Raw genomic sequence first — 14,205 nt, 5'->3', positions numbered from 1 at the left:
CAAGCGGCAGGGATCAGCCCGACACCTGCGCCAGAAGCTGCGCATTGCCACCCGAGGCGGTGGTGTCGATGCAGACATGCCGTTCCAGATGCACATGCGCCGCATCGGGCATCCCGATCAGCGGCAGGATCGGCCCGCGCCGCGCCGCCAGCGCCTGCGCATGGGCCCGGCCTTGCATGGCATCGCCCCACCAGATCGCCCCCGAGAAACCTGCGAGCGTGGTCAGCGCCGCCGGGTCCAGCCCCGGCGCCTCGATGGCCGCCCCCCCCAGGGCGCGCACAGCAGCGGCCTGCGCCGCCGCCGTTTCCGCGCCGGGGCCAAGGCACAGCAGCGGCGCGCGCACCCAAAGCGACAGCCTGTTCGATTCGCCCGTCGGTCCCGGCAGGTCGCGCGTCTGCGTAGCGCGGGCCGGCAGAACCGCCGCTGCCAACGCCTTCTGCACGGCGCTTGCGGCGGTCGTGGTCGCGTCCTGCACGGCGTCAGGGACCGGCTGGCGCGTGAAGCGGGCCAGGTATTCCGGCCCACCCGCCTTTGGCCCGGTGCCCGACAAGCCCTCGCCGCCAAAGGGCTGGCTGCCCACCACCGCGCCGATCTGGTTGCGGTTCACATAGGTGTTGCCGGCGTGGATCGTCTCGACGATCTGCTGCACCCGGTCGTCAATGCGGGTGTGCAGGCCGAAGGTCAGGCCGTAGCCGCTGGCATTGATCGCCGCGATCACCCGGTTCAGGTCGCCCGCCTTGAACCGCGCGACATGCAGCACGGGGCCGAAGACCTCGCGCTCCATGTCCTCGATCCCACGGACGCGGATCACCGCGGGCGCCAGGAAATGCCCGCCGGCCGGCGCCACAAGTTCCTTCATCACCCGCCCCTCGGCCCGCGCCTTTGCCACATAGGCGGCAATCGCCCCCTGCGCCTCGGCGTCGATCAGCGGACCGATGTCGGTCTCCAGCGCCCAGGGATCGCCCAATGCCAGTTCGTCCATCGCGCCGAACAGCATCTCTTCCACCGCTTCGGCCACGTCTTCCTGCACATAAAGGCAGCGCAGCGCCGAACAGCGCTGCCCGGCCGACTGGAAGGACGAGGCCAGGATGTCGCGCACCGCCTGCTCGGGCAGCGCGGTGGAATCGACCAACATCGCGTTCAGCCCGCCGGTTTCGGCGATCAGCGGAGCGGTCGGCGCCAGGTTCGCGGCCATGGCGCGGCGGATCGCCAGCGCCGTCTCGGTCGAGCCGGTGAAGCAGACGCCATCCACACGCGGGTCGCTGGTCAGCGCGCCGCCCACGGTTGGCCCGTCGCCGGGCAGAAGCTGCAGCGCCGTCCTGGGCACACCCGCCCGGTGCATCAGGTCCACCGCCAGCGCGGCCACCAGCGGCGTTTGCTCGGCAGGCTTGGCCAGCACGGCATTGCCCGCGGCCAGCGCCGCCGCGATCTGGCCGGTGAAGATCGCCAGCGGAAAGTTCCAGGGGCTGATGCAGACCACGCGCCCGAGCGGCGGGTTGGTCAGGGCAGGCGCGCCTTCGGCATAGTAACGCAGAAAATCCACCGCCTCTCGCAGCTCGCTGACGGCATCGGCCAAAGTCTTTCCAGCCTCGCGCGCCAGCACCGCAAAGATCGCGCCATGTTCGGTTTCGTACAGGTCTGCCGCCTTGCGCAGCACTTCGGCACGGTCGATTGCTTCAGCCGCCCAGGGCTCGGCAAGGCGCAGCGCCTCGTCCACGTCGGGTTTCGCGGCCTCCAGCACATAGCCCGCCACGGCATCCGTGGCCGGGTTCGTCACCGCGCGCCGAAGGGCGCCGGCCACCGGCCCGGCGAGCCGCGGACCAGCCTCGAAAGGACGTGCCAGATGCGGCTCGCGCGCCGCCGCGATCCCGGCAAGATCGCCCGCATCCGTCAGGTCCCAGCCCTGCGAGTTCCTGCGCGCACCAAAGAGCCCCGGCCCGGTTGCCAGCGCCGGGTTGGGCAGCACCGCCAACGCCTCGACGGCGGTCAGCGGGCAGGCGGCCACCGCCTCTGGCGCCACCTCCTCGTTGACGATCTGATTGACGAAGCTGGAATTCGCGCCGTTTTCCAAGAGCCGCCGCACCAGATAGGCCAGCAGGTCACGATGCGCGCCCACCGGCGCATAGATGCGGCAGCGCGTGCCGCGGTCGGTCAGCACGATGTCATGCAGCCGCTCGCCCATGCCATGCAGGCGCTGGAACTCGAAGGCCCCCGCACCCACGCCCATCGCCTCGGCCATATGCAGCACGGCGGCGACGGTATGGGCGTTGTGGGTGGCGAATTGCGGATAGATGCGGTCGGTCAGGCCCAACAGCTTGCGCGCATTGGCAATATAGCTGACGTCGGTGGAATCCTTCCGCGTGAAGACCGGGAAGGAGGACAACCCCAGCACCTGCGCCCGCTTCACCTCGGCATCCCAATAGGCGCCCTTCACCAGCCGCACCATGATGCGCCGGTTCAGGCGGGCCGCCTGATCCGCCAGATGGTCGATCACCGCCCCGGCGCGGCGCCCATAGGCCTGCACCACCACGCCGAACCCATCCCAACCCGCCAGCGCCGGATCCTCCAGCACCGCGCCGATCACCTCCAGCGACAGTGCCAGCCGGTCGGCCTCTTCCGCGTCGATGTTGAACCCCAGTCCCGCATCCTTGGCCAGTGCTGCCAGCGCACGCAGCCGCGGCACCAGTTCCGCCAGTACCCGGTCGCGCTTGGCAACCTCGTAACGCGGATGCAGCGCCGACAGCTTCACCGAGATGCCGGGATTGGCACGGATGTCGCGCCCCTTGGCCGCTGCGCCGATAGTGGCGATGGCGCGGGAATAGGCCAGGTGATAGCGCCGCGCATCGGCTTCCGTCCGCGCCGCCTCGCCCAGCATGTCATAACTGTAGGCATAGCCCCGCGCTTCCAGTTCGGCCGCGCGGGTCATGGCCGCCTCGATGGTCTCGCCCAGCACGAACTGGCGGCCCATCTCCTTCATCGCCTGCGCCACCGCACGCCGGATCACCGGCTCGCCCAGACGGCGCACGGCGGCGCGCAGATGGCCCACCACCCCCGGCTCCCGGTCGTCCAGCACCTTGCCGGTCAGCATCAGCGCCCAGGTCGAGGCGTTCACAAGGCTGGAGGCCGACCGCCCGAGGTGCCGCCCCCAGTCGGACGGCGCGATCTTGTCCTCGATCAGCGCGTCCATCGTCTCGGCATCCGGCACGCGCAACAGCGCCTCGGCGAGGCACATCAGCGCGATGCCCTCGTCGGTGGACAGGCCGTATTCCGCCAGGAACACCTCCATCAGCCCCGGTTTCCCCCCCGCCCGGATCTGGCGGACCAGATCCGCCGCCTGCGCGACGATGGCGGCCCGCGCCGCGGCATCCAGCCCGGCCTCGGCCACCAGCTGGCGCACCAGCATGGCCTCGTCACGCAGCGATCCGGTGCGGATCACGGTCATCGGGTCGGTCTCGGGGGTCGCGGGCATGGGCGGGGCTCCTGTTTGGGCCAGTCTATCCCTGATCCGGCAGGCGATCTTCCCGCAAATCCGTGCTTCGATTATCCTTTCGCCCGAACTTGGAGGACAACACATGCCAGATGACCTTGACCGCTTCGATCTTGCCATCCTGCGCGTTCTGGCGACCGAGGGCCGCATCCCTGTGGTGGAACTCGCCCGCCGCGTGGGCCTGTCGAAATCGCCGGTGCAGACCCGGCTGAAGCGGCTGGAGGACTCCGGCGTCATCACCGGCTACCGCGCCATCCTGGACCCGATCCGCATGGGCCAGGCGCATGTGGCCTTCGTCGAGGTGCGGCTGGACGACACCCGCGAGGCGGCGCTTCAGGCCTTCAACCGTGCCGTGCTGGCGGTGCCGGAAATCGAACAGTGCCACATGATCGCCAGCCGGTTCGACTACCTGCTCAAGGTGCGCACCGCCGACATCCAGGACTATCGCCGCGTGCTGGCCGAACGCATCAGCGCCCTGCCCCATGTCGCCCAGACCTCGACCTATGTGGCGATGGAGGCCGTCAAGGAGACGCCCTGAACCCTTTGCGGCGGCACCACATTCGGCTAGCCTGCCCACAACAACAGAACACCGGGCAGACACATGGACAGGCGCGCATTCCTTTCTGGCATTTCCCTTCTGGCGCTTTCGGCCTGCGGCGGCGGCGGCGGCACGCCCACACGCGGGCCCGAGCCCGATTTCCCCAAGGCGCCGAACCCCGGCTGGGATCAATGGGTCGCCGACTTCCTGCCCCGCGCCCAGTCGCGCGGCATCTCGCAATCCACGCTGGACATGGCCTTCCGCGATGCCGGATACCTGCCGGGCGCGGTGGAGCGTTACCAGAACCAGACCGAGTTCAAGCGCAGCCTGGAAGACTATCTCGCCATTGCCGCCTCGAATGAGAGAGTGTCGCAGGGCAAGGCCGCGATGAGCCGCTATGCCGGCCTTCTGGATGCCATCGAGGCCCGCTATGGCGTGGACCGCGACGTGATCGTCGCCGTTTGGGGGCTGGAGAGCTTTTACGGCACCCGTCAGGGCACCGCGCCGGTGATCTCGGCCCTGTCCACCCTCGCCTATGCCAGCGGCCGCTCGGGCTTCTACGAAGACCAGCTCGTCGCCGCCCTGAAGATCCTGCAACGCGGCGACATCACGCCTGCGCGCATGACAGGAAGCTGGGCCGGCGCCATGGGCCAGACGCAGTTCATACCCACCACGTATCTGGCCTATGCCGTCGATTTCGCGGGCGACGGAAAGGCCGACATCTGGTCGGCCGACCCGACGGATGCACTCGCCTCGGCGGCCAACTACCTGAAGAAATCCGGCTGGACCAAGGGCCAGCCCTGGGGGGTCGAGGTCGTGCTGCCCTCGGGCTTCAACACCGCCCTCATCGGCCGCGGCAAGGGGCGCAGCCCGTCCGAATGGGCGTCGATGGGCGTGCGTGCCGCCTCCGGCGGCACCGTGCCCGACTATGGCGTGGCCTCGATCATCCGGCCCTCCGGCGCCTCGGGCCCGGCCTTCATGATCTTCAACAATTTCAACGTGATCCTGCGCTACAACAACGCCGAATCCTATGCCATCGGCGTGGGCTACCTGTCCGATCTGCTCAGCGGCGGGCCCCGTCTGCAGGCCAGTTTCCCGCCCGATGCCCAGGGCCTGACCCAGGCCGACCGCCAGCGCATCCAGCAACGTCTCACCGCTCTCGGCTTCGATACCGGCGGCACCGATGGCGTGATCGGTGCGAAATCCGAAGCCGCGATCCGCGCCTTCCAGGCCAGCCGCGGCCTGCCCGTCACCGGCCAGGCCACGCCCGAGCTTCTGGCCGCGCTTGGCTAGAGCGCATCTCTCTCGATCAGGTTCACCTGATGGAGAGAGATGCGCAACATTCCCAACGGCTTGCCTGTTCCGGATTGCGTTCAATCTGAATCGGATTGAACGCGGTCCGCCCCAGGGATCAGCGCCGGATCAGGACCGCGCGGAAATCGTTCACGTTGGTCAGCGTCGGCCCGGTGACGACCTGATCGCCAAGCGCGCCGAAGAAGCCGTGCGCATCGTTCCGCGCCAGGCTTTCGGTGGGCGACATGCCAAGGGCCTGCGCCCGCACCAGAGTCTCCGGCCCGATGATGGCCCCCGCCACGTCGGCCGCGCCGTCCACGCCATCTGTGTCGCAGGCGATCGCGTGGATGCCCGCCGCCCCGTCCAGCGCAAGGGCCAGCGCTAGGCAGAACTCGGCATTAGGTCCGCCCACGCCGTCGCCGCGCCGCGTCACCGTCAATTCGCCGCCGGACAGCAGCAGCACGGGCGCATCGCCGATGCGCATCGCAGCCCGGATCGCCCGCGCCTGCTTCGCCTGCGCGGCCGCCACCTCGCGCGCCTCGCCCTCCAGCGCATCGCCCAGAAGGCGCACGTCCAGCCCCATGCCCCTGGCCATCTCGGCCGCCGCCGCCAAGGATTGCGAAGGTGCTGCGTACAGCCGGTTCTCCACCCGCGCCAGCCGTTCATCGCCCGGGGCGATCACCCCGGTCGGGCGGTCCAGCGCGGCCAGAACAGACGGCGGGACCGGCACGCTCCACCGCTGCAGGATCGCCCGCGCCTCGGCGGCGGTGGAGGTATCGCCCACCGTGGGACCAGACCCGATGAAGGCCGGGTCATCCCCCGGAACATCTGAAATCAGCAGGGCCAGCACCCGCGCCGGAAAGGCCGCAGCCGCCAGTTGCCCGCCCTTCACCCGGCTCAGATGCTTTCGCACCGTGTTCATCTGCGAAATCGGCGCCCCGCTGGCCAGAAGCCCCGCGTTGACCGCCTGCTTCTCGGCCAGGCTCACCCCTTCGGCCGGCGCCACCAGCAGGGCCGACGCCCCGCCCGAGATCAGCGCCAGCACGAAATCGCCCTCGCCCAAGCCCTGCAGCAGTTCCAGCATCCGCGCCGTGGCCGCCAGCCCCGCCGCATCCGGTACCGGATGCGCGGCTTCGACAATTTCGATGCCCTTGGTCGGCCGGCCATAGCCATAGCGCGTGATCACCAGCCCCTCGCAGGGGCCCCATTCCGCCTCCACCGCCTCGGCCATTCGGGCGCTCGCCTTGCCGGCCCCCACCACGACCACCCGGCCCGACGGTCTGGGCGGCAGATGCCGCGCCAGCGACCGCATCGGATCGGCCACCTCGACCGCCTTGTCGAACAGCGCCCGCAGCAATTCGGCTTCCGTCATGTGCCCCCCGACGAAGCGCGGACCACCAGGTCAACCGGACCATGCCATTCCGGCGGCGGCACCTCGTCCCGCTCCAGCCAGCCCAGCACCGTCGCCGCGATCCGGCCCCCCAACCCCGCAATGTCGCAATGCACCGAGGTCAGCGCCGGCCAGACCTGCGCGCAATCCTCGATGTCATCAAACCCCACCAGCCGGAAGTCGCGTCCGACTGGGCGGCCCAACTCGGCAAAGCCGGTCATCATGCCAAGCGCCACCAGGTCATTGAAGCACAGCGCCGCGTCAATCTCGGGATGTTCCGCCGTCAGCCGATGCGCCGCCTCCCGGCCAAAGGCGCGCGAGGACCGGCCAAAGAGCGCAAACGGCTCGCGGCCCGCTGCGGCCATCGCCTCCAGATAGCCCGACATGCGCTCTGCCGTGACGCCCCGTCCTTCCAGACCGCCGACAAAGGCAATCCGCTGCGCCCCGGCGGCGATCAGGTGATCCGCCGCCAGCCGGCTTCCCCGCGCGTAATCCGGCGCGGCAAAGGGAAAGCGCGACGTGTCGGCCACCTTGCGCAGAACCTGCATCGCCGGCACCCCGGCGCGGGCCAGCAGGGCAAAGCTGCCTTCAGACCCATAGGCGGGCGAGATCACCAGCGCCGAGACGCCATGTTCGATCATCGCCCCAACCACCTGCGCCTGCAACTCCGGGCTTTCGTCGGTATTGGCCACCACCGTCGCATAGCCCCGCGCCGACAGCGCCATCTGCACCGAGGTGGCGAATTCGGTGAAGAACGGGTTCCTCAGATCGTTGATGACCAGCCCGATCAGCCCGGTGTTCGAAGACCGAAGCTGCGCCGCCGAACGGTTGTAGACATAGCCGATCTCGGCCATCGCCTGTCGCACCGTCTCGCGCGTTTCCGGCCGCACCAGTGGGCTTTCCTGCAGGACAAGGCTCACGGTCGATTTCGACACGCCCGCCCGGCTGGCCACGTCGATGATCGTCGGCCTTCGCATTCTACCCCTGTTCGATCCCGTGCAGGTCCAAGAGCCCCCGCATCCGCGCCTCGGCCAGATCGGGCTTCGCCAGAAGCCGCGCCCGGTCGGCCAGACGGAACACCTCGGCATAATGCGTGATGTCGCGGCTGGATTGAAAGCCCGCCGGCATGATGAAATGCCTCTGCCAGCCGTTCAGCCAGGCAAGGAAAGCGATGCCCGCCTTGTAGAACCGCGTGGGCGCCCGGAAAATCTCGCGCGACAGGGGCACGGTCGGCGCGAACAGGGCGTCATAGGTGGCCCGGTCCCCCTCGGCCAGCGCCTCCAGCGCCTGCGCCGCGGCCGGCGCAATGGCGGCAAAGATGCCCAGCAGCGCGTGGCTGTAGTGCCAACCGTCGCCCGCGATCAGCGGCGCGTAGTTGAAATCGTCGCCGGTATAAAGCCGCACGCCTTCGGGCAGCCGCGCCCGGAATGCCTCTTCATGCGCCTGATCCAGCAGGGAAATCTTGATGCCATCCACCTGCCCCGGATTCTCGGCGATCAGCGAAAGCACAAAGTCGCTGGCCTCGCCCACATCCTCGGTGCCCCAATAGCCCTTCAGCGCGGGGTCGAACATCTCGCCCAGCCAGTGCAGGATCACCGGCTTCTCGGCCCCGTCGATCAGCCGCCGATAGACGCGATGATAGACGTCCATCCGCGCCCCCATCGCCGGCAGCGCCCGCGTCGCCATCAGGATCAGCTGCCCCCCCGCCCGCTCGATCGCCTCGGCCTGCTCCTCATAGGCCGCCGCCACCGCATCGGGGCTGGCCAGCCCCGTCGCATGGTCCGTCCCGGCGCCACAGGCCACGCGCGGTCGCATCGGATGGGCCTTGGCCGCCCGCATCGTCCGTTCGATCAACTCCTTCGCGGTCAGCCAATCCACCCCCATGCCGCGCTGCGCCGTGTCCATCGCTTCGGCCAGACCCAGCCCCTGGTCCCAAAGCCCCTCACGGAAGGCCAGGGTCGTCTCCCAGTCCACCGCCGGCCGCGTGTCCCAGGGGTTCCGCTCGCGCAACGGGTCGCTCACCACATGTGCCGCGGCAAAGGCCGTGCGGGTCAATGCCACCCGCGGCGCCCGCGGCACCAGCGGCTCGCCGGTCAGGCGATAGCTTTCAAGGCGGAAATCCTGTGTCGGCAGCGTCAGCATCGGGACCTCCGGTCAGGCGATGGGCAGGTCAAAGACCAGGATGCCATCCAGCCCGCCTTCGGCATGGGCCACCAGCGCCGCCCCCACGCGGCGATGGTCGGGATGCACCTGATAGGCTTCCAGCGCCGCCCAATCGGCGAAATCCACCGTAAACCCATGCAGGTAGCCCCGCTCGATCTTCTCGGGGCTTTCGCTGCGCCCCGAGGCAATCGACAACAGCCCCGGCACCTTGCCCTCAATGGCATGCAGGTCGGCAAAGATCGCCGCAATGGCCTCGGGCGAGACATCCGGCCGGAACCGGACAAGAACGATGTGACGGATCATCTGCGCGCTCCATGGTCGGCCTTGATCATGTCCGCGGCCTTTTCCGCGATCATGATGGTCGGCGCATTGGTGTTCGAGGAAACGACGGTCGGCATCACCGAGGCATCGACAATCCGCAACCCCGCGATCCCGTTGAACAGCAGCCGCGGATCGACGACCGCCGCCGCGTCAGCCCCCATCCGGCAGGTGCCCGCAGGGTGGTGGTCGGTCTTGGCATGGGCGCAGGCGTAGGCGAAGTAATCCGCCTCCGTCCGCACCTCCGGACCCGGCAGGCGCTCGGCCTTCACAAAGGGCTTCAGCGCGTCCTGCGCCATGATCTCCTGCGCCAGCTTCAGCCCGCGGATCGACATCTCTCGGTCATGCGGGTCTTCCCAGTAATTCGGGTCGATCAGCGGCGCCGCCATCGGGTCGCCCGACGCCAGCCGCACCGTCCCGCGCGACCGGGGGCGCAGATAGGCCGAGTTCAGCGTCACCCCGCCATCCGGCATCGCCGCCACCCCCGCCTCGATCCCCGAGCCAAGACCCAGATGGAACTGGATATCCGGCGACCGCGCCGCGGGGTCCGCGTACCAGAACCCCCCGGTCTCGAACAGCGAAGAAGCCACCGGCCCCTTCTTCGTGAGCAGATATTGCAGCCCCGCCACCGCCGACCACAAGGGCTTGGCATAGCGGTCATAGGTATGCGGTCCGGTGCATTCCGCGATCACGAACAGGTCCACATGGTCCTGAAGGTTCGACCCCACACCCGGCTGGTCGAAAACCACAGCCACCCCGACGGAGTCCAGGTGGTCCGCCGGCCCGATCCCCGACAGCATCAGAAGCCGCGGCGAGCCGATGGCGCCCGAAGAGACGATCACTTCGCGCCCCGCCCGCACCACACCCTCAGTGCCGAGGTCCACCCCCACGGCGCGGCCCTTTTCCACCACCACCCGCCGTACCTGAGCGCCGGTCTTCACCGTCAGGTTCGGCCGTCCCCTCGCCCGCCCCAGATAGGCGACCGAGGCGGAAGACCGCCGCGCCCCGCGCTGCGTCAGCTGGTAGTAACCCACGCCGTCCTGGACCTCCCCCGTCATGTCCAGGTTGCGCGGAATGCCAATCTCGGCCGCCGCCTTGAAATAGGCCTCGCAGATCGGCAAGGGCGCCGCCGGCTGGCTCACCCCCAGAGGCCCGCCCTTGCCGTGATACCGGTTGTCCCAGGTATCGTTGTCTTCCGCTTTGCGGAAATACGGCAGCACATCCTCGTAGGACCAACCCTCGCAGCCCATCTGCCGCCATTCGTCATAGTCCAGCGCATTGCCACGCGTGTAGATCTGCGCGTTGATCGAGGAACCCCCGCCGATCACCTTCGCCTGGGTGTAGCGGATCACCATGTTTCCCATGTGCCGCTGCGGCACCGTATGCCAGCCCCAGGAGCCGATGCCCTTGGTCATCTTCGCAAAGCCCGCCGGCAGGTGATAGAACGGGTGATTGTCCCGCCCCCCGGCCTCCAGAAGCAGCACGCGGAACGCCGGATCCTCGGACAACCGGCTTGCCAATACGCAACCTGCCGAGCCGCCCCCGACAATGATGAAGTCGAATTCCTTGTCCATTTCGGACCTTTCACACCAGCAGGTCGGTCAAAGCGCCTCCCCTCCCCCTCGTGGGGAGGGGCCGGGGGAGGGGAGATGGGGCGGACTGAAAAGGTCTCATGGTCACAGCCGCGGCACCGAAAGCCCGCCATCCACGGCGATGGCCGCCCCGGTGGCAAAGGCCATCTCTCCGCGCACCAGCGGCAGCACAACGCGCCCGATATCGGCAGGCTCGCCCCACCGCCCCGCGGGCACCAGCCCCCCGGCAATCCGGGCGTCATAGCGGTCGCGCACGCCCTCGGTCATCGGCGTGGCGATGATGCCGGGGCGCAGTTCAAAGACCCCGATCCCCTCGCCCGCCAGCCGCAGCGCGAAATTCTGCGCCATCATCGAGGCCCCGGCCTTCGAGATGCAGTATTCCGCCCGCTCCGGGCTCGCCATTACCGCCGAAACCGAGGTGACGAAGATCAGGCTGCGATACTCGGCAGAGGTGTCCGCCAGCATCGCCCGCGCCACCGCCTGCGCCAGAAAGAACGTGCCCCGCAGGTTCACATCCATGCAGCGGTCGAAACTGTCGGCCTGCATCTCCAGCAGATCGCCGCGCCGCATCGCCGGCACGCCGGCATTGCAGACCAGCGTGGTCAACGGCCCCACCGCCGCCAGAAGCCGCCCGATCCCGTCAGTTTCGGCCAGATCATGCCGCAGATAGCGCGTGCCCGGCGGCAGCTCCGCCAGGGCCGCACCCACCGCCGGCGCATCTTCCGCCTGTTCGGCGGCCAGCGTCACCCGCATCCCCGCCCCGGCCAGCGCCCGCGCGATGCCCAGGCCAATGCCCTGCTGCCCGCCGGTGATCAGCGCATGTCCGGTCATTGCCAGCCCTCCCGGATGCGCTCACCCGCACGCAGCGCCAGCGCCGCCACCGTCAGCGAGGGGTTCACTGCCGCCGAGGTCGGCAGGATCGAGGCATCGAGGATCCACAGGTTGTCATGGTCATGCGCCTTGCCGAAAGCATCGACCACGCTCGTCGCCGGGTCGGCCCCCATCCGCGCCGTGCCGCATTGGTGGCTGGGCTTCGACTTCGGAAACCCGCGTGAAAGCACGATGGGCCAGCCCGCCCGCCGCATCGCCTGCCCCAGCTTCTTCACCAGAAGGTCATGGGCCCGCGTGTTGGTGCGCCGCCAGTCCAGCACCACCTCGCCGTTCCTCCAGAACACCCGGCTGTCCGGGTCCGGCAGATCCTCCGACATCGCCATGATATGGATCGACCGGTCCGCCATGTGCCGCGCCAGCCACAGGGGCAGACCCGCCTCGCCGGCAAGGATCGGCCCGGTGATGCGCCCCAGCATCTGGATATTGCCCAAAGGCTCGCCATTCGGCCCGCCGGTCAGATAGAAGTCATTGACCTGAATGGTCTTTTCATAAATTGACCGGTTCCGGCGCAGGGGATTGCAGGCAATCATCCCCGTCAGGTTGTGGTTCATGAAGTTCCGCCCCACCTGGTCCGAGCCGTTGGCCAGCCCCGTGGGATGGTCCTCGTCGGCCGAGGCCAGCAGAAGCGCCGCCGACAGGATCGCCCCGGCACAGAGGCAGACCACCGGCGCCGACAGCGTCTCGCGCTGCCCGGCCCGTTCCACCTCCACCCCGGTGATGCGGCGTCCCTCGGCCAGCAGTCGCACCGCGCGGGCGCCGGTCAGCAGCGTCACGTTCGGATGCTTCAGCGCCTCCGCCAGCCCGCAGCTTTCGGCGTCCGACTTGGCGCCGGTCGTGTCGGGAAACGCATCCCAGGTCGTCGGCGCCCGGGCCAGCCAGCGGTCAAGGTCCACGCCCAGGGGCAAGGCCGAAGGATGCAGACCTTGCGCCACGAAGGCGCGGCGCAGCGCGGCGATGTCCGGCTCATCCGGAATCGGCGGAAAAGGATATGGCCCGGAATGGGCGGGCTCGGTCGGATCGCCCGAAACCTCGCCCCGCACCCGGTAAAGCTCTTCCGCCGCCTGATAGTAACGTTCCAATTCCGCATATGGAAAAGGCCAGCCCGGGGTGGTTCCCTCCAGATGCCGCAGCGGCGCGAAATCCTCGGCGCGATAGCGCAGCAGCACCGCGCCATAGAACTTCGTGTTGCCGCCGACAAAGGCATAGTTGCCGGGGTTCAGCACCTCGCCCGAGACATCGCGCCAGGTCTCCTTCGGCTTGAAGAAGCCCCGCCCGAAGATCGCCGCCGGATCACGCGCCTCGGGGCAATCCTCCAGCCGCTCGCCCCGCTCCAGGATGACGATGCGCTTGCCCGAAGGCGCCAGCGCCGCCGCCAGCGTGGCCCCCCCCATGCCCGAGCCGATGATCAGAACGTCGGGCGTCATGGCCGGATGCGGTCCTCTGTCTTGGGATCGAAGGCCACGGCCTTTTCCATGTTCACGGCAAAATCGAAGACCTGCCCCGGCGCCACCGTGGCATCGGCCCGCATCCGCGCGATCACGTCCTTGCCCGACAGCGCCATGGTGACAAAGGTATCGGACCCCGCCGGTTCCGTCACCGTCACCCGGTTCGCCAGCGACTGGATATTGCCCGACTTGCGGTCCGCGCCCTCGGGATCGGTGATCGCCTCGGGCCGGATGCCCAGAAGGATCTCGCGTCCCGCCCAGTCGGCCAGGTTGGCCTGCCCGAACCGCAGATACCGGGCCTTGCCCTCGGCATCCGTCACCTCGGCATGGGGCGCGCCCTCCGCCATCACCACCTTCGCGGGGATGATGTTCATCGCGGGCGAGCCCATGAAGGTCGCCACGAACAGGTTGGCCGGCGTGTCGTAAATCTCCTTCGGTGTACCCAGTTGCTGGACATAGCCCTTGTTCATCACCGCGATGCGGGTCGACAGCGTCATCGCCTCGATCTGGTCATGCGTGACATAGACGATGGTGGTCTTGAGCTTGTGGTGCAGCTTCTTGATCTCGGTGCGCATATCCACGCGCAGCTTCGCGTCCAGGTTGGACAGCGGCTCGTCGAACAGGAAAACATCCGGGTTGCGCACCAGTGCCCGCCCCATCGCCACCCGCTGCCGCTGCCCGCCCGACAACTGCCCCGGCTTGCGGTCCAACAGATGGTCGATCTGCAGAAGCTTCGCCACCTCGGCCAGGGCGCGGTCCCGCTCGGGTTTCGGCACACCGTGCATTTCCAGCCCGAAGGTGATGTTCTGGCCGACCGTCATGTTCGGGTAAAGCGCGTAGGACTGGAACACCATCGCGATGTTGCGCTTCGACGGATGCACGCCGTTGATGACCCGCCCCTTGATCGAGATGTCGCCGCCCGAGATTCCCTCCAGCCCCGCGATCATGTTCAGCAGCGTGGACTTGCCGCAGCCCGAAGGCCCGACCAGCACAAGGAACTCGCCCTCCTGGACCGAGATGTCCACGCGGTGCAGAACCTCGACCGGCCCGTAGGATTTGGTGACGTTGGAGATGTCCAGAAAGCCCAT

Annotated in this window: 11 protein-coding genes; 2 read left to right on the top strand and 9 right to left on the bottom strand. The window is 68.5% G+C overall.

The features are described from left to right. Positions 1-13: 13 nt before the first annotated feature. Positions 14-3,469, bottom strand: a complete 3,456-nt coding sequence (putA, locus tag JO391_RS02920) for a bifunctional proline dehydrogenase/L-glutamate gamma-semialdehyde dehydrogenase PutA (protein WP_259444806.1) — start codon at positions 3,467-3,469, stop codon at positions 14-16. A gap of 103 nt (positions 3,470-3,572) precedes the next feature. Between putA and JO391_RS02915 the strand changes: the two genes are divergently transcribed. Together JO391_RS02915 and JO391_RS02910 are read left to right on the top strand one after the other, a co-directional pair. Further along, complete coding sequence (locus tag JO391_RS02915; RefSeq protein WP_220662711.1) at positions 3,573-4,025, top strand: Lrp/AsnC family transcriptional regulator; 453 nt, start codon at positions 3,573-3,575, stop codon at positions 4,023-4,025. A 63-nt stretch (positions 4,026-4,088) separates the two neighbouring features. After that, on the top strand, positions 4,089-5,318 hold the full coding sequence (locus JO391_RS02910; RefSeq protein ID WP_220662710.1) for a lytic murein transglycosylase: 1,230 nt from the start codon (positions 4,089-4,091) through the stop codon (positions 5,316-5,318). Between the two features lie 118 nt (positions 5,319-5,436). Here the strand turns inward: JO391_RS02910 and JO391_RS02905 are convergent, their stop codons facing one another. From JO391_RS02905 to JO391_RS02870, 8 genes are all read right to left on the bottom strand, one after another. Beyond that, positions 5,437-6,690 (bottom strand): glycerate kinase type-2 family protein, encoded by a 1,254-nt coding sequence (locus JO391_RS02905; protein WP_220662709.1) that lies wholly within the window; start codon positions 6,688-6,690, stop codon positions 5,437-5,439. Next, positions 6,687-7,685, bottom strand: a complete 999-nt coding sequence (locus JO391_RS02900; protein ID WP_220662708.1) for a LacI family DNA-binding transcriptional regulator — start codon at positions 7,683-7,685, stop codon at positions 6,687-6,689. The genes JO391_RS02905 and JO391_RS02900 overlap by 4 nt, the downstream gene beginning before the upstream one ends. 1 nt (position 7,686) lies before the next feature. Beyond that, the gene (locus JO391_RS02895; RefSeq protein ID WP_220662707.1) at positions 7,687-8,850 is read right to left on the bottom strand and encodes a DUF993 family protein; all 1,164 of its coding nucleotides are present in this window, start codon (positions 8,848-8,850) and stop codon (positions 7,687-7,689) included. A gap of 12 nt (positions 8,851-8,862) precedes the next feature. Continuing rightward, a complete protein-coding gene (locus JO391_RS02890) occupies positions 8,863-9,174 on the bottom strand; it encodes a Dabb family protein (protein WP_220662706.1) in 312 nt (103 codons plus the stop codon). Continuing rightward, positions 9,171-10,763, bottom strand: a complete 1,593-nt coding sequence (locus JO391_RS02885) for a GMC family oxidoreductase (RefSeq protein ID WP_220662705.1) — start codon at positions 10,761-10,763, stop codon at positions 9,171-9,173. Before JO391_RS02885 ends, JO391_RS02890 begins: the two co-directional genes overlap by 4 nt. A gap of 102 nt (positions 10,764-10,865) precedes the next feature. Beyond that, the gene (locus tag JO391_RS02880; RefSeq protein ID WP_220662704.1) at positions 10,866-11,612 is read right to left on the bottom strand and encodes a 3-ketoacyl-ACP reductase; all 747 of its coding nucleotides are present in this window, start codon (positions 11,610-11,612) and stop codon (positions 10,866-10,868) included. Next, positions 11,609-13,096, bottom strand: coding sequence for a GMC oxidoreductase (locus JO391_RS02875; protein ID WP_220662703.1), 1,488 nt, complete (start codon positions 13,094-13,096; stop codon positions 11,609-11,611). The genes JO391_RS02880 and JO391_RS02875 overlap by 4 nt, the downstream gene beginning before the upstream one ends. Beyond that, positions 13,093-14,205 (bottom strand): ABC transporter ATP-binding protein, encoded by a 1,113-nt coding sequence (locus JO391_RS02870; protein ID WP_220662702.1) that lies wholly within the window; start codon positions 14,203-14,205, stop codon positions 13,093-13,095. Before JO391_RS02870 ends, JO391_RS02875 begins: the two co-directional genes overlap by 4 nt.

This window comes from Neotabrizicola shimadae, assembly GCF_019623905.1.
GTDB lineage: Bacteria > Pseudomonadota > Alphaproteobacteria > Rhodobacterales > Rhodobacteraceae > Neotabrizicola > Neotabrizicola shimadae.
This window is presented reverse-complemented; position numbering and strand designations above follow the sequence as displayed.

Bases quoted from the DNA above. Each gene is read 5' to 3' on its own strand.
- putA (WP_259444806.1), bottom strand. From the start codon at position 3,469: ATGCCCGCGACCCCCGAGACCGACCCGATGACCGTGATCCGCACCGGA.
- JO391_RS02915 (WP_220662711.1), top strand. From the start codon at position 3,573: ATGCCAGATGACCTTGACCGCTTCGATCTTGCCATCCTGCGCGTTCTG.
- JO391_RS02910 (WP_220662710.1), top strand. From the start codon at position 4,089: ATGGACAGGCGCGCATTCCTTTCTGGCATTTCCCTTCTGGCGCTTTCG.
- JO391_RS02905 (WP_220662709.1), bottom strand. From the start codon at position 6,690: ATGACGGAAGCCGAATTGCTGCGGGCGCTGTTCGACAAGGCGGTCGAG.
- JO391_RS02900 (WP_220662708.1), bottom strand. From the start codon at position 7,685: ATGCGAAGGCCGACGATCATCGACGTGGCCAGCCGGGCGGGCGTGTCG.
- JO391_RS02895 (WP_220662707.1), bottom strand. From the start codon at position 8,850: ATGCTGACGCTGCCGACACAGGATTTCCGCCTTGAAAGCTATCGCCTG.
- JO391_RS02890 (WP_220662706.1), bottom strand. From the start codon at position 9,174: ATGATCCGTCACATCGTTCTTGTCCGGTTCCGGCCGGATGTCTCGCCC.
- JO391_RS02885 (WP_220662705.1), bottom strand. From the start codon at position 10,763: ATGGACAAGGAATTCGACTTCATCATTGTCGGGGGCGGCTCGGCAGGT.
- JO391_RS02880 (WP_220662704.1), bottom strand. From the start codon at position 11,612: ATGACCGGACATGCGCTGATCACCGGCGGGCAGCAGGGCATTGGCCTG.
- JO391_RS02875 (WP_220662703.1), bottom strand. From the start codon at position 13,096: ATGACGCCCGACGTTCTGATCATCGGCTCGGGCATGGGGGGGGCCACG.
- JO391_RS02870 (WP_220662702.1), bottom strand. From the start codon at position 14,205: ATGGGCTTTCTGGACATCTCCAACGTCACCAAATCCTACGGGCCGGTC.